Source organism: Streptomyces sp. NPDC048424 (assembly GCF_040651555.1).
In the GTDB taxonomy this organism is placed as follows: domain Bacteria; phylum Actinomycetota; class Actinomycetes; order Streptomycetales; family Streptomycetaceae; genus Streptomyces.
Window position 1 is genome coordinate 306,131 of the sequence record NZ_JBEZKE010000001.1, and the last position, 24,103, is coordinate 330,233.

Annotated in this window: 24 protein-coding genes; 8 read left to right on the forward strand and 16 right to left on the reverse strand. The window is 72.8% G+C overall.

Annotation, left to right across the window (positions count from 1 at the left end):
* Positions 1-25: 25 nt before the first annotated feature.
* From AB0D29_RS01505 to AB0D29_RS01520, 4 genes are all read right to left on the reverse strand, one after another.
* Positions 26-982 (reverse strand): MASE1 domain-containing protein, encoded by a 957-nt coding sequence (locus AB0D29_RS01505; protein WP_362851630.1) that lies wholly within the window; start codon positions 980-982, stop codon positions 26-28.
* Positions 983-986: 4 nt separating this feature from the next.
* Positions 987-1,835 (reverse strand): PP2C family protein-serine/threonine phosphatase, encoded by an 849-nt coding sequence (locus tag AB0D29_RS01510; RefSeq protein ID WP_362851631.1) that lies wholly within the window; start codon positions 1,833-1,835, stop codon positions 987-989.
* 111 nt (positions 1,836-1,946) lie between these two features.
* Positions 1,947-2,459, reverse strand: coding sequence for a carboxymuconolactone decarboxylase family protein (locus AB0D29_RS01515; RefSeq protein WP_362851632.1), 513 nt, complete (start codon positions 2,457-2,459; stop codon positions 1,947-1,949).
* Positions 2,460-2,642: 183 nt separating this feature from the next.
* Positions 2,643-3,926 carry an adenylosuccinate synthase gene (locus tag AB0D29_RS01520; RefSeq protein ID WP_362851633.1) on the reverse strand — a complete coding sequence of 428 codons (1,284 nt, stop codon included), beginning with the start codon at positions 3,924-3,926 and terminating at the stop codon, positions 2,643-2,645.
* Positions 3,927-4,108: 182 nt separating this feature from the next.
* Between AB0D29_RS01520 and AB0D29_RS01525 the strand changes: the two genes are divergently transcribed.
* Both AB0D29_RS01525 and AB0D29_RS01530 read left to right on the forward strand, forming a co-directional pair.
* Positions 4,109-4,984 (forward strand): diacylglycerol kinase, encoded by an 876-nt coding sequence (locus AB0D29_RS01525; RefSeq protein ID WP_362851796.1) that lies wholly within the window; start codon positions 4,109-4,111, stop codon positions 4,982-4,984.
* Positions 4,960-5,583 (forward strand): hypothetical protein, encoded by a 624-nt coding sequence (locus tag AB0D29_RS01530; protein ID WP_362851634.1) that lies wholly within the window; start codon positions 4,960-4,962, stop codon positions 5,581-5,583. Before AB0D29_RS01525 ends, AB0D29_RS01530 begins: the two co-directional genes overlap by 25 nt.
* On the opposite strand, the gene AB0D29_RS01535 is transcribed toward AB0D29_RS01530, so the two are convergent.
* A complete protein-coding gene (locus AB0D29_RS01535; RefSeq protein ID WP_362851797.1) occupies positions 5,580-6,104 on the reverse strand; it encodes a MarR family transcriptional regulator in 525 nt (174 codons plus the stop codon). The genes AB0D29_RS01530 and AB0D29_RS01535 overlap by 4 nt on opposite strands.
* Positions 6,105-6,188: 84 nt before the next feature.
* On the opposite strand from AB0D29_RS01535, the gene AB0D29_RS01540 reads away from it, so the two are divergent.
* On the forward strand, positions 6,189-7,157 hold the full coding sequence (locus AB0D29_RS01540; protein ID WP_362851635.1) for an ABC transporter ATP-binding protein: 969 nt from the start codon (positions 6,189-6,191) through the stop codon (positions 7,155-7,157).
* Positions 7,154-8,725: an ABC transporter permease gene (locus AB0D29_RS01545; protein WP_362851636.1), complete on the forward strand. Its 1,572-nt coding sequence runs from the start codon at positions 7,154-7,156 to the stop codon at positions 8,723-8,725. Before AB0D29_RS01540 ends, AB0D29_RS01545 begins: the two co-directional genes overlap by 4 nt.
* Positions 8,726-8,757: 32 nt before the next feature.
* Here AB0D29_RS01545 and AB0D29_RS01550 read toward each other — a convergent pair whose 3' ends face one another.
* From AB0D29_RS01550 to AB0D29_RS01580, 7 genes are all read right to left on the reverse strand, one after another.
* The gene (locus AB0D29_RS01550) at positions 8,758-9,966 is read right to left on the reverse strand and encodes a cytochrome P450 (RefSeq protein ID WP_362851637.1); all 1,209 of its coding nucleotides are present in this window, start codon (positions 9,964-9,966) and stop codon (positions 8,758-8,760) included.
* Between the two features lie 27 nt (positions 9,967-9,993).
* Positions 9,994-10,653: a response regulator transcription factor gene (locus AB0D29_RS01555; RefSeq protein WP_030709262.1), complete on the reverse strand. Its 660-nt coding sequence runs from the start codon at positions 10,651-10,653 to the stop codon at positions 9,994-9,996.
* Positions 10,650-11,981, reverse strand: coding sequence for a histidine kinase (locus AB0D29_RS01560; RefSeq protein WP_362851638.1), 1,332 nt, complete (start codon positions 11,979-11,981; stop codon positions 10,650-10,652). The genes AB0D29_RS01555 and AB0D29_RS01560 overlap by 4 nt, the downstream gene beginning before the upstream one ends.
* Before the next feature lie 107 nt (positions 11,982-12,088).
* Entirely contained in the window at positions 12,089-12,760 is a 672-nt protein-coding gene (locus tag AB0D29_RS01565; RefSeq protein ID WP_362851639.1) for a response regulator transcription factor, read from the reverse strand.
* Complete coding sequence (locus AB0D29_RS01570; RefSeq protein WP_362851640.1) at positions 12,757-14,100, reverse strand: sensor histidine kinase; 1,344 nt, start codon at positions 14,098-14,100, stop codon at positions 12,757-12,759. Before AB0D29_RS01570 ends, AB0D29_RS01565 begins: the two co-directional genes overlap by 4 nt.
* Before the next feature lie 10 nt (positions 14,101-14,110).
* Positions 14,111-15,313, reverse strand: coding sequence for an acyltransferase (locus AB0D29_RS01575; RefSeq protein WP_362851641.1), 1,203 nt, complete (start codon positions 15,311-15,313; stop codon positions 14,111-14,113).
* Complete coding sequence (locus AB0D29_RS01580) at positions 15,306-16,346, reverse strand: alpha/beta hydrolase (RefSeq protein ID WP_362851642.1); 1,041 nt, start codon at positions 16,344-16,346, stop codon at positions 15,306-15,308. Before AB0D29_RS01580 ends, AB0D29_RS01575 begins: the two co-directional genes overlap by 8 nt.
* 194 nt (positions 16,347-16,540) lie before the next feature.
* Between AB0D29_RS01580 and AB0D29_RS01585 the strand changes: the two genes are divergently transcribed.
* Positions 16,541-17,017, forward strand: coding sequence for a diadenosine tetraphosphate hydrolase (locus tag AB0D29_RS01585; RefSeq protein ID WP_362851798.1), 477 nt, complete (start codon positions 16,541-16,543; stop codon positions 17,015-17,017).
* A 61-nt stretch (positions 17,018-17,078) separates the two neighbouring features.
* On the opposite strand, the gene AB0D29_RS01590 is transcribed toward AB0D29_RS01585, so the two are convergent.
* The 4 genes from AB0D29_RS01590 to AB0D29_RS01605 form a co-directional block, all read right to left on the reverse strand.
* A complete protein-coding gene (locus tag AB0D29_RS01590) occupies positions 17,079-17,468 on the reverse strand; it encodes a nuclear transport factor 2 family protein (protein WP_362851643.1) in 390 nt (129 codons plus the stop codon).
* A gap of 80 nt (positions 17,469-17,548) precedes the next feature.
* A complete protein-coding gene (locus tag AB0D29_RS01595; protein ID WP_362851644.1) occupies positions 17,549-19,117 on the reverse strand; it encodes a serine/threonine-protein kinase in 1,569 nt (522 codons plus the stop codon).
* A 443-nt stretch (positions 19,118-19,560) separates the two neighbouring features.
* Positions 19,561-20,052, reverse strand: coding sequence for a helix-turn-helix domain-containing protein (locus tag AB0D29_RS01600; RefSeq protein WP_362851645.1), 492 nt, complete (start codon positions 20,050-20,052; stop codon positions 19,561-19,563).
* The gene (locus tag AB0D29_RS01605) at positions 20,045-20,674 is read right to left on the reverse strand and encodes a DJ-1/PfpI family protein (RefSeq protein WP_362851646.1); all 630 of its coding nucleotides are present in this window, start codon (positions 20,672-20,674) and stop codon (positions 20,045-20,047) included. The genes AB0D29_RS01600 and AB0D29_RS01605 overlap by 8 nt, the downstream gene beginning before the upstream one ends.
* A 219-nt stretch (positions 20,675-20,893) precedes the next feature.
* On the opposite strand from AB0D29_RS01605, the gene AB0D29_RS01610 reads away from it, so the two are divergent.
* From AB0D29_RS01610 to AB0D29_RS01620, 3 genes are all read left to right on the forward strand, one after another.
* Complete coding sequence (locus AB0D29_RS01610; RefSeq protein ID WP_362851647.1) at positions 20,894-22,255, forward strand: aspartate aminotransferase family protein; 1,362 nt, start codon at positions 20,894-20,896, stop codon at positions 22,253-22,255.
* 197 nt (positions 22,256-22,452) lie between these two features.
* A complete protein-coding gene (locus tag AB0D29_RS01615; protein WP_362851648.1) occupies positions 22,453-23,118 on the forward strand; it encodes a GntR family transcriptional regulator in 666 nt (221 codons plus the stop codon).
* A 170-nt stretch (positions 23,119-23,288) separates the two neighbouring features.
* The gene (locus AB0D29_RS01620) at positions 23,289-23,939 is read left to right on the forward strand and encodes a hypothetical protein (RefSeq protein ID WP_030709288.1); all 651 of its coding nucleotides are present in this window, start codon (positions 23,289-23,291) and stop codon (positions 23,937-23,939) included.
* Positions 23,940-24,103 lie beyond the last annotated feature (164 nt).

Genomic DNA, 24,103 nt, shown 5'->3' on the forward strand with positions numbered 1-24,103 from the left:
GGGACGGCCTTCCGTCCCCGGGCGCTCAGCGTTCCGGTTTGCCCCGGGCGAGGTGTTCCACCAGTTCGGCCAGGTCCTCGCAGACCTGTTCGATCTTCAGGCGGACGTTGTTCTGCTCGGTGACCATCGCCGACAGCAGCAGCCCGGTCAGGGCCGCCGCCCCGTTGAGGGCCTGCAGGTTGATCATGGTCCCCAGGAGGGTCTGCCCGTCGAACGGTCCGGTGCGGTCGCTCGCCGCCCCGATCGCCAGGACGGACACGAACAGGATGCACGGGGCGCTCCCGGCGAGCTGGAAGCGTACGGCCGCCCAGATGATCAGCGGGAACACGAGGAACAGCAGGGACAGCGAGCTCCGGGTGGCCACGACGGTGACGACGACGGACGTGAGCACCAGGGCCGTCGCCTCGGGCACCCGGTAGCCGCCCTCCGCGGGGCGGCGGATCCGGCGCAGGACGAGCAGGAGGGGCGTCACCACGAGCACGCCCATCGCGTCCCCGGCCCACCAGGCCGACCACACCGGCCAGAACCGGGCCGAGGGCAGGTCGCCGCCGAGCACCAGCGTCCAGGTCCCGATGGTGGCGCTGAGCAGCATCGGCAGCAGACCCCCCAGGAAGACCAGCGCCAGGGCGTCCCGCAGCCGGTCGACCTCGCTGCGGAAGCCCACCCGGCGGAGCATCAGGTACGCGCACACGGGCGCGAGGGTGTTCCCCGCGACGATGCCGAGGCCGGAGAGGGTGAAATCGCTGATCCGCTCGATCGCGAGGTACGTGCCGAGGGCGATCCCCGGCCATGTCCGCAGGCCCAGCCAGAGCAGGGCGGCGAGGGCGATGCCGGTGGGCGGCCACAGGGGCGTGACCTCGGCTCCGTCGACGACCACGGACTGGTGCAGGCCGATCCGTCCGCCCGCGTAGTAGGCGACGGCGACGGCGAGGATCAGCAGGACGGTTGTGGACAGACGTCGCCATTCCTCGGTGCGCACCACAGCATCAGACAACAGGCCCGCGTCCGGACGGGGCGTGACGCGCCGCGTCGTGGGTCAGGACGAGCACTGCGGCGTCATCGGCATGGCCGGTGGAGTCGGCCACCTTCATCACCTCGGCGGCCAGCTCGTCGGGATCGGCGCCCGCCGCATCCCGTACGACGCGCACGACGCGCTCCAGCCCCACCTCGATCGGGAACCTCGGGCCCTCGACGACGCCGTCGGTGAGCAGGACGATCGATCCCGCCGTCGTCAGGCGGCGCCGCGTCACGCCGTACGCCGATCCGGACTGCAGGTTCAGCGGCAGTCCGCCGTCGTCATCGCTGATCCCGTACCGGCCGTCGACGGTGGCCCAGACCGAGGGCACGTGGCCGGCCCGGGCGCTCTCCAGTTCCCACGTCCGCGGATCGAAGCGGAGCAGGCTGCAGGTCGCGAAGAGGTCGCGGTCCATGGAGAGCAGCACCTCGTTGGCCCGGCCGAGCACCTCGCCGGGATCGGGGACGACGGCCGACACCGCCCGCAGGCAGATCCGGATCTGCCCCATGAACGCGGCCGCGTCCACATCGTGTCCCTGGACGTCGCCGATGCAGAAGGCGAGGGCGCCCTCGGGCAGCTGGAAGCCGTCGTACCAGTCGCCGCCGATGTCCAGGCCGTGCCGGGCGGGGGCGTACCGGGCCGCGGCGCGCAGCCCGGGCAGCACGGGCAGGGTGGTGGGCAGCATCTCGCGTTGCAGCGCCTCGGCCAGCTCGACCCGGGCCTGCTGCAGCTCGACCCCTTGCCGTGCCTGGGCGGTGAGCCGTCCGAGCATGCTGAGGAGGTCGGCGCTCGCCACGCGCGGGGGGCGGCGCGGACTCATGGAACGCTCCGAGGTGCATCCATTCGTCCCTGCTTCCGCTCCGCTCACGAGCCCGTGCACATCATATTTCCGGGCACCCGGAACGCGCCCCCCGAGACGGCCCCGGCGGCTTCAGTCCCACTGCTCGTCGGCGAGCGAGGCGACCGGCTGCGGCTTGCCGATGACCGCCAGGGCGATGAAGAAGTTGATCTGGCCGATCGCGATGGTGAGGGTGGCCAGCGCCTTCTCGTCGTAGTGCTTCGCCACCTCGGCGTACAGCTCGTCGCCGACGCGCTCCCGGCCGTGCGGGGCGGGCTGGAGGGTGGCCTCCACCAGGGCGAGCGCGGCGCGCTCGGCCGCGGTGAAGTAGGGGGCGTCCTGCCAGGAGGAGACGGCGGTGATGCGCTCCTCGGACTCCCCGGCCTTGCGGAGGAAACCGGTGTTCAGGACGGTCAGGTAGGTGTTGTGGACGATCTGCCCGGCCCGCAGGTGGACCAGGCTGATCGTGGTGCGCGGCACCGAACGGTTGCCCGTCGCCCGGAAGAGGGCGGCGCTGATGTCGTTCAGCTCGGGCACGAATTCCGCCGGGTTCGGCATCCGGGAGATGGAGGCGGCGGTGTTCGAGTCGTTCGAGGTGGTCGTCATGACTGCTCTCCTTCAGGCCGTGTCGGCGTCTACACAGCACTGACGGACGGGCCCGCCCGGATGTGACCGGATGCGGAAAGATTCTTTTCCCGGAAACGCGAAGGGCCCCGCCCGGACTTCCGTCCGGGCAGGACCCACGCTCGGTGGTGCCTCTCCTGCCCGCAGGATCGCCTGCGGGATTTCCTACAGGAAGGAGTTGATCTCGATCGTCTCGGTGCGGCCGGGGCCGACGCCGATCGCGGAGATCGGGGCGCCCGACATCTCCTCCAGGGCCTTGACGTAGGCCTGGGCGTTCGCCGGCAGGTCCTCGAAGGTCTTGGCCTTGGTGATGTCCTCGGACCAGCCGGGGAGGTATTCGTAGATCGGCTTCGCGTGGTGGAAGTCGGTCTGCGAGTAGGGGAGCTCCTCGACGCGCTTGCCGTCGATCTCGTACGCGACGCACACCGGGATCTGCTCCCAGCCGGTCAGCACGTCCAGCTTGGTGAGGAAGAAGTCCGTCAGACCGTTCACCCGGGTGGCGTACCGTGCGATCGGTGCGTCGAACCAGCCGCAGCGACGGTCACGGCCGGTGGTCACACCGCGCTCGCCACCGATGCGGCGCAGGTCCTCGCCGTCCTGGTCGAACAGCTCGGTCGGGAACGGGCCCGCACCGACGCGGGTCGTGTAGGCCTTGAGGATGCCGATGACCCGGCTGATCTTCGTCGGGCCCACGCCGGTACCGGTGCAGGCGCCGCCCGCGGTCGGGTTCGACGAGGTGACGAAGGGGTAGGTGCCGTGGTCGACGTCGAGCAGGGTGCCCTGGCCGCCCTCGAACAGCACGACCTTGTCCTCGTCCAGCGCCTTGTTGAGGATCAGGGTGGTGTCGGCGACGTACGGCTTGATCTGCTCCGCGTACTGGAGCATCTCCTCGACGATCTGCGCGGCGTCGATCGCGCGGCGGTTGTAGAGCTTCGCCAGCAGCTGGTTCTTGCCCTCCAGCGCCGCTTCGACCTTCTGGATGAGGATCGACTCGTCGTAGAGGTCCTGGACGCGGATGCCGATGCGGTTGATCTTGTCCGCGTAGGTCGGTCCGATGCCGCGGCCGGTCGTACCGATCTTGCGCTTGCCGAGGAAGCGCTCGCCGACCTTGTCGAGGGTGACGTTGTACGGCGTGATCAGGTGCGCGTTGCCGCTGAGGAGCAGCTTGGAGGTGTCGATGCCGCGCTCGTTCAGGCCGCGCAGCTCGGAGAGCAGGACGGCCGGGTCGACGACGACGCCGTTACCGATGACCGGGGTGCATCCGGGGGAGAGGATGCCGGACGGGAGAAGGTGCAGCGCGTACTTCTGGTCGCCTACGACGACCGTGTGGCCGGCGTTGTTGCCACCCTGGTAGCGCACTACATAGTCAACGGATCCACCGAGCAGGTCGGTGGCCTTTCCCTTGCCCTCGTCACCCCACTGAGCTCCGAGCAGCACAAGAGCGGGCACAGGCGTACACCTCTTCCGGATGGGGCATGTCCAAGGTCAGGGGGGCGTACGACGATGTACGCAGGCTGAGCCGTCGGACCGGTACCCCGGAATAGACGAAGGCCCTGGCGCAATAGCGCAAGGGCCTCTTGCACAAAGATGCTACCCGAGGAAGGACCGAGGTGTCGGCTCCAGAGCCCACCATGAGCCATGCGGGCGCGCCGGTAGGCGGCCTGCTCGTGCTCGTCGACCCGGTCGCCCGCCGTCTTGACGGCGAGTCCGTGCGGATCGCGAAAGATGTGTTGTCAGCGGGCGCGGCGGCGAAAATCTGCCTCCCGGATTCGCAGGAGGAATTTGCGCGGGCTCTCGCCCGCCGGGGTCATCGGCAGCCGGTGATCGTGGGCGACGACCGGGCCCTGATCCGGGCCGTGGGGCTGCTGTACCGGGAGCGGGCGCTGGGCGAGGGCCCCCTCGCGCTGGTCCCCGTGGGGCCCGTGGGGTCCCTCGGGCTGGCGGGTTCCCTCGGCGTTCCGCTTTCGGCCGTTTCCGCGGCCCGGGCGGTGCTCGACGGGTCGGTGCGGACGTGCGACCTGCTGGTCGACGACAGCGACGGGGTGGTGCTGGGCGCACTGCGGATCCCGCCGGTGCGGGGGATCCCGCGGCCGGCCGGGCCGTCGGTGTGGAGCGCGTACCGCTCGCTGGTCCGGACGCTGGTCCGCCCGGTGGGGGCGGGCGGCGGCGGGGGCGGCGGGGCGGGCGGGAGCGAGGGGTACCACCGGCTGCGGGTCGAGGCCGACGGGGTGCTGCTGGCGGATGTGGACCAGCCCGTGGAGGACGTGTCGGTGCGCACGTGCGACGACGGAGGTCCGGCGGAGGTCGTGGTCCGCACGGGCGGAGCCGGACCGGCCGGCTCCGGCTCCGGCTCCGGCTCCGGCTCCACGGTGACGGCCCGGGCCAAGACGGTGACGGTGTCGGGCGCGGACTTCCGCTACCGCGCCGACGCGGCGATGACCGGGCCGGTCCGCCGCCGTACGTGGACCCTGAGACCCGGGGCATGGACGCTCACCCTGCCCCGCTGACGGGGGCGACGGACGCGGCGTCGGCCGACGCGTGGGCCGACGTGCCGGGCGACGTGCCGGGCGACGTGCCGGCCGCCTCGCTGGCCGACGCACTGGGTGACTGGCGACGGGACGGTCTGCTGCTCTGCCTGTTGCCGGTGTTCTGGTGGCCGGCGGTCGTCGCGGCCGTGCTCACCCGGCCGCTGGTACTGGTGGTGCTGCTGAGCCCGGTGCTGCTGGGGGTGCGGGAGCTCCACGCCGCCCGGAGGGCCCGGCGGGCGCTGCGGGACCCGGCGGTGCGCTGGACCCCGTACGAGGCCGTGGTGGTCCGGGCGCGGTGGCGCCCGCCGGTGCTGGTCTTGGCCGAGGGGCGGTACGCGCTCACGCTGGGCGTGCTGGGCCGACGGGTGCTGCCGCCGCGCCCGTGGCCCCGTACGGCGGCGCCGGGCGCGGCCGCTTCGGCGGCTTCGGCCGCCTCGGTGGCCTCGGTGGCCGAGCCCGGGCATCAGGTGCGGGTGGTGCGGCTCGCGGGGGATCCGGCCGCGGGCGGCATCCTGTGGGCCCCGCACTCCGGGGGCCTGGGTCACGCCCGTCCCGTACGCCGCGCCAGGCGGCCCTAGTCGAGGCCGATCTTCTTCCTGTGGTCCCGCCAGCGGTCCATCATGGCCAGCATCTCGCCCTGCAGGAACTCGAAGAAGGCCGCGGTCTCCGCGATCCGCGCGCCGGCCGGCGAGTCCGCGCCGAGGGTGGCGGCGCCCTCGCGCAGGGTCTTCTCCCACAGGGTCAGGACCTGGTCGCGCCGGGTGAAGGTCTCGTACCAGAGCTCGTTGTGCAGGACGTACCGGTCGCGCCGTGAGCCCGGTTCGCGCTCGCGGCTGACCATGTTGACCTGGGTCAGGTAGGACACGGCCCCCGACACCGCCGCCGGGCTGATCCGCAGCGCCTCGCCCAGCTCGGCCGAGGTCATCGCGCCCCCGTCGCTCGCCAGCAGCTGCGCGAAGACCCGCGCGGCCATCCGCTGCATGCCCGCGTCGGTGAGCTGCGCGGCGAACCGCTCCACGAAGCGCGAGACCGCTTCGCCGTTCCTGTCGTCCAGCCGGTCCTGCGCGTCCGCGCTCACGTCCACGCCCGTATCCGCCATGTCGTCCGCCACCTTCCCGACTTTACGCGATTCTTGACATTCTCAATATTCGCAAATTTGTGAAAGTAGCGTACGTTCGGAAACATGACGAAGGCAATCAGCGTCGCCGGACTCCACAAGGCGTTCGGCCGCACCCACGCACTGGACGGACTCGACCTCTCGGTCACCACCGGCGAGGTCCACGGCTTCCTCGGCCCCAATGGAGCCGGCAAGTCCACCACCATCCGGGTCCTGCTGGGCCTGCTGCGCGCCGACTCCGGCACCGCCGAGCTGCTCGGCGGCGACCCCTGGGCCGACGCGGTCTCCCTGCACCGCCGGGTCGCGTACGTCCCCGGAGACGTCACCCTGTGGCGCAACCTCTCGGGCGGCGAGGTCATCGACCTCTACGGGCGGCTCCGCGGCGGCCTCGACCGGACCCGCCGCGCCGAGCTCGTCGAGCGGTTCGAGCTCGACCCCACCAAGAAGGGGCGCACCTACTCCAAGGGCAACCGGCAGAAGGTCGCGCTCGTCGCCGCCTTCGCCTCCGACGTCGAACTGCTCATCCTCGACGAGCCCACCTCCGGCCTCGACCCGCTGATGGAGGAGGTGTTCCAGAGCTGCGTCGCCGATGCCCGCGCGGCCGGGCGCACCATCCTGCTCAGCTCGCACATCCTCAGCGAGGTCGAGGCCCTCTGCGACCGGGTCAGCATCATCCGCAAGGGCCGCACCGTGGAGACGGGGACCCTCGCCGAACTGCGCCACCTCACCCGTACGTCGATCAGCGCCGAGCTCGCCGGGCCGCCGAACGGGATCGCGCACCTGCCGGGTGTCCACGACGTGGAGGTGCAGGGGCTCAAGGTCCGGCTGCAGGCCGACACCGACAAGCTGGACGCCGTACTGCGCTCCCTCGTCACCTCGGGGGTGCGGTCGCTGACCTCGACGCCGCCCACCCTCGAAGAGCTCTTCCTGCGCCACTACACGGGCGAGGCGAACGAAGCGACCGAGGCGGCCGAGGCAGCCGAGGCGACCGGGGCGGCCGAGGCGACCGGGGCGAGCCGGGTGGGCGGGCGATGAGGCGACAACTGGCGGGCACCGGCGTCCTGCTCCGGCTGGCCCTGCGCCGCGACCGCGTGATGATGCCGGTCTGGATCCTCGTCACCTCGCTCCTGGTGGTGAGCATGCCCGGCTCGCTGGCCGGCGTGTACGGCACCGCCGCCGAACGCGCCCAGGTCGCGGCCTCGATGAACGCCAACAGCTCGATGCGCGCCCTGTACGGGCCCGTCTTCAGCGACTCCCTCGGCGGCCTGACCGCCTGGCGGGCCGGCGTCTACGGCGCGGTGCTCGCGGCCGTGATGAGCCTGGTCATCGTCGTCCGGCACACCCGCGAGGAAGAGGAGACGGGCCGTCAGGAACTGCTCTCCGCCGCGATGGTGGGGCGGCGCGCCCCGTTGACCGCCGCCCTGCTCGCCGCCCTCCTGGCCAACGCGTGCGTCGCACTCATCGTCGCGGGCGGCCTCGCGGGGCAGGGCGCGCCGGGTGCACTCGCCCTCGGCCTGGCCATGGCCGGCAGCGGCATGGTCTTCGCCTCCCTGGCGGCCATCGCCGCCCAGCTGACCGAGAGCGCCCGCGCCGCCAAGGGGATCACGGCCGCCGTGCTCGGCGCGGCCTTCGTCCTGAAGGCCGCGGGCGACTCCACCGGCGGCGGGAGTTCGGCCCTGACCTGGGCCTCGCCGCTCGGCTGGGTCGAGTACGTACGGGCCTTCGCCGCCGAACGCTGGTGGGTGCTCCTGCTGCTCGCCGCCGCCGTCGCGGTGCAGGCGGTCGCGGCGTACGCGCTGGCCGGACGGCGCGACCTGGGCATGAGCTTCCTGGCGACCCGGCCGGGGCCGGCCGAGGGGCGCCTGGGCACGGCGGGCGCGCTGGCCTGGCGGCTCCAGCGCGGTGGCGTCGCCGGATGGAGCGCCGGATTCCTGCTCGCCGGGTTCGTTTTCGGCGGGATGGCGGACGGCGCCGCGGACTTGGTCGGCGGCAACGAGAAGACCCGCGAGATCATCGAGCGGATGGGCGGGCAGGGCGGGCTCACCGATGCCTTCCTCGCCACGCTGGCCGGGATGTTCGGCCTGGTCGCCGCGCTGTACGTGGTCTCGTCGGTGCTGCGCCTGCCCGGTGAGGAGTCCGGGCAGCGAGCGGAGCCGCTGCTGGCGAACGCGGTGGGCCGGCTGCGCTGGGCCGGCGGCCACTTGGCCGTGGCCTTCGGTGGCTCGGCGCTGATCCTGCTGCTGGCGGGGCTGGGCCTCGGCATCGGGCACGGCCGCGACGTGGGGGCGACGGTCGGCGCCACGCTCGCCCAACTCCCGGCGGTGTGGCTGATCGGGGCGCTGGCGGCGCTGCTGTACGGCGCGGTGCCCGCGTACGCGACGGCCGCCTGGGCGGTGGCCGGGACCGCGCTGGCCCTGGGCTGGGTCGGCCCGGCGCTGAACCTCCCGCAGGCCGTCCTGAACCTCTCGCCCTTCGCCCACCTGCCCAAACTCCCGGGCACGGAGGCCTTGGCCTGGGCCCCGCTGCTGACCCTGACCGCCGCGGCGGCGGCCCTGACCGCGGCCGGCCTCGCGGCGCTGCGCCGCCGCGACATGACGGCATGACGGCGTGAGCGGCGTGAGCGGCGGGCTCCGGGCTAGAACTCCACGAGCAGCTGCTCCAGCCCCCGGATGACGTACCCGTCCCGCCACCGCGGCTCCTCGACGAGCCGCAGTGGCGGGACCCCGTCCGCCAGCAGCGCCCCGAACGAGGCCTCCAGCTCCCGCCGCGCCAGCGGAGCCCCCAGGCAGTAGTGGATCCCCGCCCCGAAGCTCAGGTGCGGATTGTCGGCCCGTACGAGGTCCAGCGCGTCGGGCTCCTCGAAGCGCGCGGGATCCCGGTTCGCGGACCCGAACAACAGCGCGACCTCGGCGCCGCGCGGGACATCGGTGTCCCCGATCCGGACGTCGTCGAGCACCCAGCGCTCGAACATCTGCAGAGGTGTGTCGTACCGCATGAGTTCATCCACAGCTGTGGACAACTTTTCGGGATCGCGGCTCTCGCGGAGCGCGGCGAGCTGCGCGGGATTGCGGAACAGCGCCCACCACCCGTTCACGGTGGTGTTGACGGTGGCCTCGTGTCCGGCATTCAGCAGGAGCACGCAGGTGGAGATCATCTCCTGCTCGCTGAGCCGGCCCTCCTCGTCGTGGGCGGCGATCAGGCCGGAGATCAGATCCTCGCCGGGGCGCGTGCGGCGCTCGGTGATCAGCTCCCGCAGGTAGGCGCTGAACTCGACGCTCGCCCGCACCGCGCGCCGCGCCGTCTCCTCGTCCGGCCGGAGCTCGAACATCCCGCAGATGTCCGCCGACCACGGCCGCAGGAGCCCCCGGTCCGCCTCCGGCACGCCCAGCAGCTCAGCGATCACGGCCACCGGCAGCGGCTCGGCGACGGTCGCGAGCAGATCCCCGCCCCCGTCCGCGAGCAGCCGACCCACCAGCTCCCCGGCCATCCGCTGCACGGCGGGCACGAGCCGCTCCACCGTCCGCGGGGTGAAGGCCTTCGCCACCAGCCGGCGCACCCGCGCGTGCGCGGGATCCTCCAGGTCCAGCAGGCCGTTGCCGTTGAGCACGTGGAAGGGCTCGTGCTCCGGCGGCGGCGCCTCGCGCCCGAACTCCTCGTGCGAGAACCGGTGCAGATAGGTCCGCCCCAGCCGCCGGTCCCGCAGCAGCGCACTCACATCGGCGTAATGCGGCACCAGCCACTGCCCGGTGGCCTCCCACCACACGGCCCGCCCCTGCTCCCGCAACTCCCGGTACGCCGGATACGGATCGGCGACGAACGCGGCATCCCACGGATCAAAGCCCATCCCCGCACCCTAGGGCTTCGCCGTCCCCTACGCCGGTGTCACCAGCCGGGTCTCGTAGGCGAACACCGCCGCCTGGGTGCGGTCGCGCAGGCCCAGCTTCACCAGGATCCGGCTCACGTGGGTCTTGATCGTGGACTCCGCGACGATCAGCCGGGAGGCTATCTCCGCATTGGACAGCCCCTGTGCGATCAGCACCAGCACCTCCGTCTCCCGCTCCGTCAGCTCACCCACTCCCGCCGGATCCGCCAGCTTGCGCGTCTCGGAGATCTTCGAGAACTCCGCGATCAGCCGCTTGGTCACCGAAGGCGCCAGGAGGGCCTCCCCGGCCGCCACCACCCTTACCCCGTCCGCCAGCTGACGGGCCGAGGCGTCCTTCAGGAGGAACCCGGAGGCCCCGGCCCGCAGCGCCTGGTACACGTACTCGTCGAGGTCGAAGGTCGTCAGGACCAGCACCTTCGCGTCCGTGTCCGCGGCGACGATCTCCCGCGTCGCCTCCAGGCCGTTCATCTGCGGCATCCGGATGTCCATCAGCACCACGTCCGGCCGGAGCGCCGCCACCTGTGCGATGGCCTCCCGGCCGTCGACCGCCTCGCCCACGACCTCGATGCCGTCCATGGCGTTCAGCAGGACGGAGAACCCCTCCCGCACCATCATCTGGTCGTCGACGATCAGCACTCTGATCGTCATGCCGCCCCCTCCGCCGCCACCGGCTCGGGCTCCTGGCGAGTGCGCACCGGTATGAACACCGCCACCTCGTACCCGCCCGCGGCCGTCGGTCCGGCCGTCATCTCCCCCTCCAGCATGGCCACCCGCTCCCGCATTCCGGTGATCCCGTGCCCGGCCCCCGGCGAGGGCCGCGCATCCCCGGTCGCCACCTCATTGACGATCCGTATCCCCAGACCGCCCAGCACGTACGAGACCTCCACCCCGGCCGCCGCTCCCGGCGCGTGCCGCAGCGTGTTGCTCAGGGCCTCCTGGATGATCCGGTACGCCGACAGCTCCACGCCCTGCGGCAGCTCCCGCACCGCGCCCGTGATCGTCTTCTCCACGCTCAGCCCGGCCTCCCGCACGTTGCCCAGCAGCCCGTCCAGCGAGGCCAGCGTCGGCTGCGGGGCGTCCGGAGCCTCGTAGTCCGCGGAGCGCACCACACCCAGCACCCGCCGCAGCTCCGTCAGGGCCGCCACGGCGTTCTCCCGAATGGTGACGAACGCCGCCTCCAGCTCCGGCGGCGGGTTCTTCACCCGGTACGGCGCGGCCTCCGCCTGGATCGCCACCACCGACATGTGGTGGGCCACCACGTCGTGCAGCTCCCGCGCGATCGTCGTCCGCTCCTCCAGCAGGGTCCGCTTGTCCCGCTCGACGGCCGTGACCTCCTGCTGCGCCGTGACCTCCTGCCGTGCCTCCTTGCGGGTGTTGCGGACGGTCACCGCGAGGAGGGAGACCGCGGACAGGAAGGCCATCGGTCCGGGTTCGAGGGGCTGGCCTATCAGCGAGGGCAGGAAGGACCCCATCGCCACGGTGATCAGCCACAGCCAGCCGGCCACCCGCGGCCGGCTCCGCAAGGCCACGATGGTGATCACGACGAGGTGGGCGAAGAAGGTGCCCGGAGACCACGGCCAGGTCATGCCCGTGCTCTCCACCATGGCCAGCGGCAGGGTCACACCGACCACCACCCACAGGGCGCCGATCGGCCGCACCAGCGTCATCAGCACCGGCGCCGCGGCCAGCAGCCCCAGCAGCAGCGACAGCCCGGAAGGGACCATCCTGTTATTGACGATGGTGACGAACACCGTGATCACGGACAGCAGGACCACCACGGCATGCGGCAGGAACGCCGTCCTGGGGCGCAGCGCCCGCGGAACCCACCGGGCGAGCCGCCCGTCCGTGCGGATCGGCGGCAGCGGCCGGTAGGCGAACGCATCGGTGATCAGGTCGTCGCGGAGGTTCTGGAAGAGCCCCGAAGCGAGTCGGAACTCAGGTGGCCGGGCTGTCCCCCCGGTGGTCGTCTCGGTCATACCCCCCACCGTAGGGTGGCGGTCCCGTCGTCCGCGTCGCCGCTGAAGGGGATATCCCGGCATCCCCCTCAAGTACTACGAGGGCCGCGAAGACCACCCGGGCCGTCTCAGTAACCCGTCGGCCGGACCAGCCCCGTCTCGTACGCGAACACCGCCGCCTGCGTGCGGTCGCGCAGGCCCAGCTTCACCAGGATCCGCCCGACATGCGTCTTCACCGTCTGTTCCGCCACCGTCAGATGGGCCGCGATCTCCGCGTTCGACAGGCCCTGGGCCACGAGCGACAGGACCTCGGTCTCCCGCTCGGTCAGTTCGTCGATCCGGGCCCGCGACGGCGCCCGAGGCGCCCCCAGCCGAGAGAACTCCGTGATCAGCCGCTTCGTGATGTTCGGCGAGAGCAGCGCCTCGCCGGCCGCCACCACCCGCACCGCCTCGGCGAGCTGGTCGGCCGAGGCGTCCTTGAGCAGGAACCCGGAGGCCCCGGCCCGCAGCGCCTCGTACACGTACTCGTCGAGATCGAAGGTGGTCAGCACCAGCACCTTCACGGCGGCGTCGGGGACGCCGGTGATGACGGACGTGGCCTCGATGCCGCCCATCCCCGGCATGCGGATGTCCATCAGCACCACGTCCGGATCCAGCTCGGCGACCTTCGCCACGGCGTCGGCCCCGTCCACCGCCTGTCCCACGACCTCGATGTCGGGCTGCGCGTTGAGGAGCACGGTGAAGCCCTGCCGCACCATCATCTGGTCGTCGGCGATCATCACCTTGATCGGGGTGCTCATGAAGCCTTCTTCGTCTCGGGGGCGGTGCCGGCGGGCGGGTGCTGAGGATCCATCGGCAGTACGGCGCTGACCTCGTACCCGCCGTCGGGACGCGGGCCGGCGGCCAGTTCACCTCCCAGCATGCCTGCCCGCTCCCGCATCCCCAGCAGCCCGTGCCCCGCACCCTGGGACGGCGGGGCCGGCCGGGTCGGCGCGGTGTTGGCGATGCACAGGTGCAGCTCGCGCGGCCCGTACGCTATGCCGACCTCGACCCGCGAACCGGGCGCGTGGCGCAGACAGTTGCTCAGTGCCTCCTGCACGATCCGGTACGCGGTGAGCTCCACGCCCGGGGTCAACGGCCGCCGGATGCCCGCCGTCTCGGTGGTGACGTCCAGCCCGGCCCCCCGCACGTTGTCCACGAGGCCGTCCAGCTCGGCCAGGGTGGGCTGCGGATGTTGCAGCGTCGCGGGATCGTCGGGCTGTTCGGAGCGCAGGACCCCCAGGACCCGCCGCAGCTCCGTCAGGGCCTCCAGCGCGTTGGCCCGGATGCCGGCCAGGTTCTCCTTGAGCTCCTCGGACGGGTTCTCCACCAGGTGCGGGGCGACCTGCGCCTGGATGGAGATCACCGACATGTGGTGCGCGACGACGTCGTGCAGCTCGCGGGCGATCCGGCTGCGCTCCTCCAGCAGGGTGCGCCGGGCGCGCTCCTCCTCGGTGAGGGTTTCCTGCTCGACGAGCTTGCCGCGGGCCAGGCGCGTCGCGCGGAGCGCGTAGCCGAGGACGCCGACGAAGCCGAAGAGGACGGCGACGCCCCCGATGATCGTCTGGCTCTGGGGCGGTCTGAGGACGACGTCGGTCACTGCGGAGAGGGTGAGCGTGATGCCGATGACCCAGACGGTCACCCGGGCCGGCACCCGCAGGGCGACCATCAGGATGAGGGGCGCGAACGTGAACGGCCCGGCGGGCGTCCAGTGCCATGACTGTCCCTGACCGACGTGGTTGTGGATGGCCCAGGCGATGAGGCCCGTGGTGACGAGGCCGAGCCACCAGGCGGCGATCGGCCGGAACATGCTGAGCAGGACGGACGCGGACGTCAGCACCGACAGTCCCAGCACGGCGCCGCCGAAGACCCCGTAGTGGTCGTTCAGCTGCATCCCGGTCAGGACACCGCAGGGAATGGCCGCGTAGCCGAGGACCACATGCGGCAGCCAGGCCAACCAGCGCGGCCGGGACATCCTCGGGAGGGGATCGCGCCGGAGGGTGAACAGCTCCTGGGCCAGACTGCGCTGCGCGGGCCGGCCGTCGCGGCCGTCGCGGCCTTGTCTGGTGTCGGGTACCGGGGACTCGCTCGGATCGCTCACGGGCTCCAGCCTAGGCATGGGTGATCTCCTTGTCGGAGGCCGTCGTCCGGTGGGAGCCGACGACGATGCGGGTGGTGCCCTCAGGCTTCGGGCGGCGGGAGCCCCGCTCGTACGTGCGGAACGCGGCCCAACACACCGTCAGCGCGGCGGCGAACACCGGCAGCCACAGCATCCGCGCCGCTATCCAGCCCGGGGAGTCGGGCACGGTGTGCAGCCCGGGCAGATCGGTCGAGAGCAGCAGCCCGAGCGCGGTGACGGCCATCATGGCGGTCTGGTGCCACAGGAAGACCGTCATGGCGGAGAGGTTCACCAGGGCCACCTTCGCCCAGGCCGAAGGCCGCCGCATGACCCGGGCCAGCGGTTCGCGCACCAGCAGGGCCAGCCCGCACTGGGCCAGTCCGAACGCGGCTGCGGCCAGTGTCGGCGGGTTCAGGTTCGAGACCGTGGCCCCGGGGACACCCACCATGGACGCCGGGTACCCGCCCCACAGGACCAGCGCGACCGTGGCCACGGTCCCCGCACCGAGCAGGAGCAGCGCCGGCCGGCGCCGGGCGAAGGCCCCGCGGGACCAGGCGGCGCCCAGGGTGAAGGGGACGAGCCAGCCGGCGGCCACATTGCCCCAGCCGATCCACTCGGGCCCGCCGAGGCCGAAGCGCCACACGTCGACGCCGGCCACCACGGCCAGCGGCCACAGCGGGTTGAGCCGGGCCACGAGGGGGGTCGCGGCGGTGAGCGCGGCGAACACCAGCAGGAACCACATCGGCGACAGCACCAGCTTGACCAGCGCCCTGACGGTGTCCAGCTCCGCGCCGCCGACCAGCATCCCGCCCGCCACGACGGTCCACAGGACGAGCACCGCGGCCACCGGTCGGAACAGCCGGCCCAGCCGCTGCCGGACCCACGTGCCGTACGAGACCTGCCGCTCGCGCGCCGCGGCATACCCGCGGGCGGCGACGTGCCCGCCGACGAGGAAGAAGACGGCGAGGGTCTGGAACACCCAGGACACCGGGGCCAGCCAGGGCATGTGCGCCAGCGGGCTGGTGGTGCTCAGTCGGCCGTCGGTGGCGGTGAGGGCGGTGACCAGCCAGTGCCCGAGGACCACGCCGAGGATCGCGAAGGCCCGCAGTGCGTCCACGGTCCGGTCCCGGCCGGCCGGGGTGGCCGCGTCGATGCCCGTCGCGAGCGCGGACCAATGGGCGCGGAGTTTACGCATGGGGGACCTCCGAGGCGGGGGCGGTGCCGAGGACGATGGCGGCCAGGCTCTCCAGGGACTCGGTGCCGGGCTTGAGGTAGTCGCTGTGGCCGGCGGACCCGGCGGTGAAGGCCCGCGCCCCGAAGGCCGGGTCGACGGGATCGGTGCCGAAGCCGAGGCTGCCGAGCCGGACGTGCGGGACGTTCGCCACCCAGTCACCGCTGCCCCGGCCCGCCCAGACCCGGGCGCCGGTCGGCAGGTCCCGGGCAGCCGAGGCGCCCGTGCCGGGGCTGCCGAAGAGGGCCATGTCACCGACCGCGGCCCCTGTCGTGGTCCGGGCGCAGACCACGGAACCGTAGGAGTGGCAGAGCAGGGAGAGCCGGGCGCCGGGCGCCGCCATGGCCTCCAACCGGTCGAGGAAGGGCGCCAGTTCGGCGGCGGCCGCGTCGGCGCGGGCGGCGGTCAGGACGGTCGTGCTGACCGTGCCGGGGGTGTCGTACCCGAGCCAGGCGACCACGGCGGAGTGCGGATGCTCGGCCTGGAGGCGCTGCTGGAGGGCGACGGCCCCGGCGCGGAACCTCTCGTAGGTGTCGAGCGTGGTGTCGGAGCCGGGCACCAGGACGGTGACGCGGTCGGCGGTCTCCAGCTCGCCGAACACCTCGACCGCCCGGCCCTTGCCGCGGCCGTCGAAGGCGAGGAACTGTGCGGCTCCGGCCGCCTCCATGGTGCGGAGCCTGGCGGCCCGGCCAGAGCGGTCGCCTTCCTCGGCCATGCGGGCCGCCTCGACGAGATTGGCGCGGTTGGCGGCGTACCGGACCTGGGGCGGGGCGTCCTCCGCGAACGTGACGGGCACGGGGGCGGGGGCCCCGGCGGAGGCGGCCGCGGATATGGGGAACACCACGGCCGCCGCCACCAGGGCCGCCAGAAGCGTGCGGCGCATCCGGCCGCCACCGCCCCCTGCCCCGGCCGTGCCGGTGGCGAGAGCCGTCCCCGTCGTCCCGCCCGCGACCCTCGTGCCCGCCGTGCCCGCCGTGCCCGCCGTCCCCGTCTTCATGGTGTGTTCCCCCGGTATCCGGAAGAGCCGTCAGCGCTCTTCTCTGTTACCGAAGTTAGAAATCCGGGCCCGTGGTCGGCATCACGCCATGGAGCCGTGTCCGCACGTAGCTCTCAGGTATGACATGGGTTACTCGAGAGGCGCCCAGCCCGGCGAACAGCCCTGCGACGAAGCTCGGTTAGGGTCCGTACGTGATCGACGAAGACTGGCGCAACGACCGCATCGGCAGCGCGCACCGCGGGGAGAACCCGACCGTCCTGCGCCGCCTCGACTCCGGCTTCGCCGTCATCGGCGACCGGCAGTTCCTGCCCGGGTACTCGGTGCTCCTGACCGACGACCCGGCCGTGACCCGGCTCTCCGACCTGCCCCGGGCGCGCAGGGTTACGTACCTCGGGGACCTGGAGCGCCTCGCCGAGGCCGTCGAGCGGGCCTGCGCGCGGCTCGACCCGGCCTTCCGCCGCGTGAACATCGAGATCCTCGGCAACACCGACCCGTATCTCCACGCCCACATCTGGCCCCGCTACGACTGGGAGCCGGCCGATCGCGTCCGGCTGCCCGTGTGGCTGTACGAGGAGGAGTACCGGCGCGGTGAGGAAAACGCGCTGGGTCCCCGCCACGACGCCCTTCGGGCCGCCATCGGGGCGGAGCTGGACCGGCTGGGCGAGGCCTGAGGGCCGCCCCGGTCCCTGCCTGCCCTGACCTGCCCTGCCCTGCCCTGCCGAAGCGTGCGGCTCAGTCTGCCACCAGCGGTTCGACGTAGCCCGCCCGCCAGCGCGGGGCGGGGTCCTGGCCCGGGCTGGTCCAGTACTCCCTCGCCTCCACGATCTCCCCGTCCCGTACGGTCCACAGGGAGACGGCCCGGTAGACGACGTGGTCCTGAGGTATCTCCACCTCGGTGACGACGAGGTCGCCGTCGGCCAGGATCCGGATCAGTTCCACGGATCTCTCGTCCGCGTAGCCGTCGTCGCTGTTCACGGCGATGAAGTTGGCGCGACCCACGATGCGTTCACCGCTCACGGGCCATTCGATGACCGCGTCCTCGGCGATGAGCCCGCCCACGCCGTCCCAGTCGCGCGCCTCGATCCGCTCCCACAGCTGTGCCACTACCTTCAACGGCTCCATGTGCCGCAGTGTCCGACAGCCCCGTTATACGTAACAAGCTTTGCTTGCAGGCTTATTGACCTCGACACAATCGTTGCGCGTCACTGCCGGCGGTAGCTGAGCGGAGGGTTGTCGCTGCCCGCCAGCTCCCGTTGCAGGGTGCCGTCGGGCAGCAGCCGGAGTCGGCTCCAAGCACCCGCCGTGCAGGTCGGCGGGCCCCCGGAGGTGACGGTCGAGGCGTCGAGCTCGACGGGATCGGGGGCGTTGCGCAGGGGCGCCGTCCAGGCGCAGGCGAAGCCCGGGGCCTCGACGGCGAGGGACATCACCGGGTCGCCGACCGCGCCGCGGGTGAGGGTGAGCCGCCAGGTCTGGCTGCCGTGGCCGGCGTACCAGGTGCCGAGGTACGCCTCGGGCAGTCCGCCCGCCGCGGAAGCGGAACCCGAAGCGGAGGCGGAGGCGGGAGCGGGGGCGGACGGGGTACCGGGCGTCGGCGCCGCAGGTGTGCGGCTGCTGCCCACGGGCGGCCGGGGATCCTCCGCCCCGCTCATCACCGCGTACACCGTGCCGGCGGACAGGCCGGCGACGACCGCGGCCACCGCCAGGAGCAGGGCGGTCGACGCCGTCCAGGGGCGGGGCGCGGGCTCCGCCGCCACCGGCGCGTACGCGGAGTAGGCGGGCGGCATCGGCACCGCCATCGGCGGCTGCGCCGGGGCGGTGGGCGTCGGCCGGTCCGGACCGGCGTCCTCGCGGTCCAGCAGCTGTACGGCGTGCCGTCCGAGCCGGGCCACCAGCGGGCCCGGAAGCCAGGGCTCCAGGGCCCTGCCGTCGGCCACGGTGTCGCCCGCGCCGACCCGCGCCAGCACCTCGGCGGGCCCCGGCCGCGCGGCAGGATCCCGGTGCAGGCAGTCCCGTACGAGGTCGTGCAGTTCGGCCGGTAAGCCGGCCAGGTCGGGCTGCGCCTCGGTGCTGCGGAGCAGGAGTCCGGCCAGGCCGCCGGGCTGCTCCGCGTCGCCGAAGGGCAGCCGCCCGGTGGCCGCGTACGCCAGGACCACGCCGAGGCAGAAGATGTCGCAGGCGGCGGTCACGGGCTCGCCGCGGATCTGCTCGGGCGCCATGAAACCGGGGGAGCCGATGAGTTCCCCGACGCGGGTCAGCCCGCCGCCGGCCGCGTCACCGGGCTCCGCCGGGGCGCGGGCGATGCCGAAGTCGATGACGCGCGGGCCGTCGAGGGTGAGCAGGACGTTCGACGGTTTGAGGTCGCGGTGGACGATGCCGGCGCGGTGGATGTCCTGGAGGGCGTACGCGAGGCCCGCGGCCAGGATCCGTACGGAACGGGCCGGCAGCGGGCCGAAGTCGTGGGCCACGACCTCGCGCAGGCTCGGCCCGGCGACGTAGCCGGTGGCGACCCAGGGGGTGGCGGCCTCGGTGTCGGCGTCGAGGACCGGGGCGGTCCACTCGCCGCCGACCCGCCTGGCGGCGGCGACCTCGTGGCGGAAGCGGATGCGGAACTCCTCGCGGGTGGCGAGGTCGGGGTGGACCAGCTTCACGGCGACGGTGCGGCCGCGGTCGGAGCGGGCGAGGTAGACCTGGCCCATGCCGCCGGCGCCCAGGCGGGAGAGCAGGCGGTAGGGGCCGATGTGGTGGGGGTCGTGCGGATGCAGGTGTTCCATGCCGGGGTCCCTCCCGTGCCGAGCACTGGCCGAACGGCTCCGCAGGGAAGGACGGTTGGGGGTGCCGGGCGGTTGCCACCGCGTGGGCGCCGCCTGGTCTCGGGCCCGGCCCCGGCCCCGGCCCGGCCCCGGCCCGCGCCTCGGGCGGCCGGGCTCAAGGAACGGGGCTCCGCCCCGGACCCCGCGCCTCAAACGCCGGCGGGGCTGGAATTGCCCGCGGCGCCGCTGGATTGCGCGGCGGGGCTGGAGGGGCGGCGGGGCTGGATTTCGGCCGGGCTCAGAGATCGGGGTTCCGCCCCGGGCCCCGCGCCTCAAACGCCGGCGGGGCTGGAATTGCCCGCGGCGCCGGTGGATTGTGCGGCGGGGCCGGAGGGGCGGCGGGGCTGGAATTGCCCGTGGCGCCGCTGGATTGTGCGGCGGGGCGGGAATTGCTGGATGGCGCGTCAGGGGGTGTTGTCCTGGGGCGCGGCCAAAGCGTCCAAGGCCTTGGCCAGGCGTTCCAGGACCTGGACCGTTTCCGTGAAGGCGGTGTCGCCCAGTTCTGCCGCGAGGCGGGTGGCCAGGGAGGCGTGGCCCGGGCCGATGCGGGCCACCGCCGCGCGCCCCTCCTGCGTCGGGCGCAGCAGCTTCGCCCGGCGGTGGGCGGGGTTCGGGGCGTATTCGGCCAGGCCCTTGGCGACGAGCAGGTCCGCGATGCGCTGCACGCTCTGCCGGGTGATCCCCATGGTCCGGGCGATGCCGGCGACGGGCAGCGGCTCCCGCAGCACCGCCCCCAGTACCTGCCACCAGGCGGCCGTGAGCCCCGCCGGCCGGGCCAGCTCCTCCGAGACGGAGAGGAACTGGCCGTTCAGCCGGAACACCCCGAGCGCGGTGCGGCTCAGCAGGTCCTGGCGGGCCCGGACACCGACATCGCCGGCCGGCTGCGGTTCAGGCATCGCCGGCCTCCGCCGCCGCCATCAGGACCGGGTACGCGCTCGCGTCGGAGTCGTGGAAGAGCCGGAACCACGCGTCCAGGACGTCCGGCTTGTAGACGTCGAGGCGGGCGAAGACCTCGCGGGCGAAGGCCACCGGCTCCGTCGGCCCCGCCGTGATCAGGTCGCCGTCGGTGACCGCGTCGGCCTCGACGTAGCTCTCGGCGCCCCCGTAGCCCGGCTGCGACGCCAGGTAGAAGGAGGCTCCGCTGGTGTGGGCCCGGCCGTCCAGCAGGCCCGCCCGGGCGAGGCCGGCGGTGGCTCCGCAGATCGCCGCGACGGGAACCCCGGCGGCCAGGAACTCCTTCGCCTTCGCCGCGAACGGCGCCAGCTCCTCGCTCGTGTCCCACAGCGCGGCGCCGGTGAGGATCAGCAGCGAGGAGTCCTCCGGTCGCAGGTCGGCCAGGGCCTGGTCGGGCAGGATGCGGACGCCGCCCATGGTGGTGACCGGCTGGTCGGCGGCGAGGCCGACCGTGCGCACGACGTGGCCGCGCTGGGTGAGGTGCGCGGTGGTGTGTCCGGTCTCCCAGTCCGCGTACGTGTCGTAGACCGCGAGGTGGACGGGCTTGCGCGGGGTCTCGCTCATGGTGGTCGCCTCCAGCGTCGAATCGAATCCGGCTGCTCTGGTCGGGCTCGTCCGGCGAACCCTTATGACAAGAGACTGTCATGTCGACAGGATGCTGTCAATCATTGAGTCGGCGGGCTTGGCGCGAGCGAGCGGGCCGACAGACTGCCGAGACCGGCCCCCCACCCCCATACAGTCCGCCGATATCCCTCCCCACCTGCGCACTTCTAGCGTGACGCCATGACCCCTCATGTCACCCCGCACACCCTTGCCGCAGTGAAGGACGCAGACCGGAAGCACGTCTTCCACTCCTGGTCCGCCCAGGCCCTGATCGACCCGCTCGCCGTCGCCGGGGCCGAGGGGTCGTACTTCTGGGACTACGACGGCAAGCGCTACCTCGACTTCTCCTCCCAGCTGGTCAACACGAACATCGGCCACCAGCACCCCAAGGTCGTCGCCGCGATCCAGGAGCAGGCCGCCCGGCTCTGCACCCTCGCGCCCGGCTTCGCCGTCGACGTCCGCTCCGAGGCCGCACGCCTCATCGCCGAGCGGACCCCCGGTGACCTGGACAAGATCTTCTTCACCAACGGCGGCGCCGAGGCCGTCGAGAACGCCGTCCGCATGGCCCGTCTGCACACGGGCCGGCAGAAGGTGCTGTCCACCTACCGCTCGTACCACGGGGCCACCGCCGCCGCGATCAACCTGACCGGCGACCCGCGCCGCTGGCCCTCCGACACGGCCGCCGCGGGCGTCGTGCACTTCTGGGGCCCGTACCTCTACCGCTCGGCCTTCCACGCCACCACCGAGGCCGAGGAGTGCGCCCGCGCCCTCGCCCACCTCGCCGACACCATCGCCTTCGAGGGGCCGCAGACCATCGCGGCGATCATCCTGGAGAGCGTGCCCGGCACCGCCGGGATCATGACCCCGCCGCCCGGCTACCTCGCGGGCGTGCGCGAGCTCTGCGACCGCCACGGCATCGTCTTCATCCTCGACGAGGTCATGGCGGGCTTCGGCCGCACCGGCAAGTGGTTCGCCGCCGAGCACTGGGACGTCACCCCCGACCTGATCACCTTCGCCAAGGGCGTCAACAGCGGTTACGTCCCGCTCGGCGGCGTCGCGATCTCGGCCGCCATCGCCGAGACCTTCGCCACCCGCCCCTACCCGGGCGGACTGACGTACTCCGGGCACCCGCTGGCCTGCGCCGCGGCCGTGGCGACGATCAACGCGATGGAGGAGGAGGGCATCGTCGAGCACGCCGCCCACCTCGGCGCGAACGTGATCGGCCCGGCGCTCGCCGAGATCGCCGAGCGGCACCCGTCGGTCGGCGAGGTCCGGGGTCTGGGCGCCTTCTGGGCGCTGGAACTCGTACGGGACAAGGAGACGCGCGAGCCGCTCGTCCCGTACAACGCGGCCGGGGCGGACAACGTGCCGATGGCCGAGTTCGCGGCGGCCTGCAAGGCGTCCGGCCTGTGGCCGTTCGTCAACATGAACCGCACCCACGTCGTCCCCCCGTGCACCATCACGGAAGCGGAGGCGAAGGAGGGCCTGGCCCTGCTGGACGAGGCGCTGACGGTCGCCGACCGCCACACCACGGCCGGCTAGGCCCGCTCCACCCCCACTCCACCCCCGCTCCACCGTCCGGTCGGCCCGCCCACCTGCGCGGACGCCCATGGGACCCGCCCGGAATCCGCATCCGCCCAGCGGGTGCGGATTCCGCATATCGGTTGGCTACCGATCGGTTTTCAGCCGCGATGTCTGGCCTATGGTGTCCGGAGTCCTACGACAGGAGACGGACCCCTATGCCAGGCAGCGGAGCTGTCACCCGCAACACACTTCGCCAGCAGATCGCGGACGCGCTGCGTGACGAGGTGCTCGCGGGACGCCTGCCTCCGGGGACCGAGTTCACCGTCAAGCAGATAGCCGAGCAGTACGAGGTCTCCGCGACCCCGGTGCGCGAGGCGCTCGTGGACCTCTCGGCCCAGGGGCTGCTCGAACTGGTCCAGCACCGGGGCTTCCGGGTCCGGATCTTCTCCGTGGACGACTTCAGGGGAATGATCGAGGCCCGCTCGCTGGTCGTGGACGGGATCTTCCGCCGCCTCGCCGAGCGCGGCACCGCACCCGGATCCGGCGAGATGCTGGTGTCGGTGCGCCGCCGCGGCGAAGAGGCGCGCAGGGCCGCGCAGAGCGGTTCGCTCGAAGTGCTGATCGGCTACGACCTGCGCTTTTGGCGGGAGCTGAGCGAGCTGGTCGCCAACACGTACATCTCCGAGTTCCTGCACCGCCTCCGGGTGCAGTGCTGGGTCTTCGCCGTCCCCCACCTCCAGCGCGAGCCGCAGCTGCGGGAGGCGCTGTGGGACGGGCACGGCGATCTGGTCGACGCGGTGACGCTGGCGGACGCCGACGCGGTGCGGCGGATCGTGCACGGCTACAACGAGCACGCGCTGGCCTGGGCGTCCCGCATCTGAGGGCCCCGGGGGTGTCCGGAGGTGCCCCGAGGTGCCCGGAGACGTCCGGAGACGTCCGGAAACATCCGGAGAAACCCGCGCCGTGACCGCAGGTTCTGCGCACCCCTTCGCGGAGGGTGTTCGGCGCACTACGCTGGCCGGATCGGCGGCAACGACTGATCGGAGGCCGAGTGGCCTGTGACCTGTGGCTGGTCCCCCTTGTCGACGTGCTGTGCCACAGCCCCGACAACCCCTTCGCGGAAGAGATCGCCTCGTACGACAAGGCGCTGAGCGCGGCCGGACTGCCGTCCGTGCCCGTGTTCGCCTACATGCCGGGCCTGAGCGGGGACGTCGCCCCGGTCGCCGGCTTCGACTACGACGCCCTGCATTTCCTGAGGCGGGCGTACCTGCTCCAGCTGTGCGGGCTGCCGGTGACCCCGGTGGACGAGCTGGGCGGGGACTACGAGCAGCTGCTGGAGATGTTCGAGCCCACGGCGCAGCAGTCGCACCTGGTGTGGCACTACGACCACGCGGGCGCGTACGTGCCGGTGGACTTCGCGGCTCCGCTGGCGAACGAGGAGCTGCTGGCCGGGGGCGGTCCGCTGGGGTCCGCGCAGGGGTTGCTGCGGGAGCTGGCGTTCGTGGCTCCCGCGATCGGGATAGACCCGGGGAACCCGCCGGCCGCGCCGGCTCCGCCGGGGCGGCCGACGTTGCTGGAGGAGCCGGCGGGGCCGATTCCGTACGACGACAGTCCCTTTGCGCGTGAGCGGCACGTGTGGCTCGGGTTGCACGCGGCGGCGACCCGCAGTCTGGGTCAGGGCTCGATGATCATCTTCAGCTGACGCCGGCGGGTGGGGGCGGGGCGGCGTGGGGTGTCGGTGCCGGTGCCGGTCTGGTGCCGGGCCGCTGCGCGGAGCTGGTCCCCGCCCCGCCCTTTCGCCGTTTCCCCGGGGCTCCGCCCCAGACCCCGCGCCTCAAACGCCGGCGGGGCTTGAAGATCGGGGCT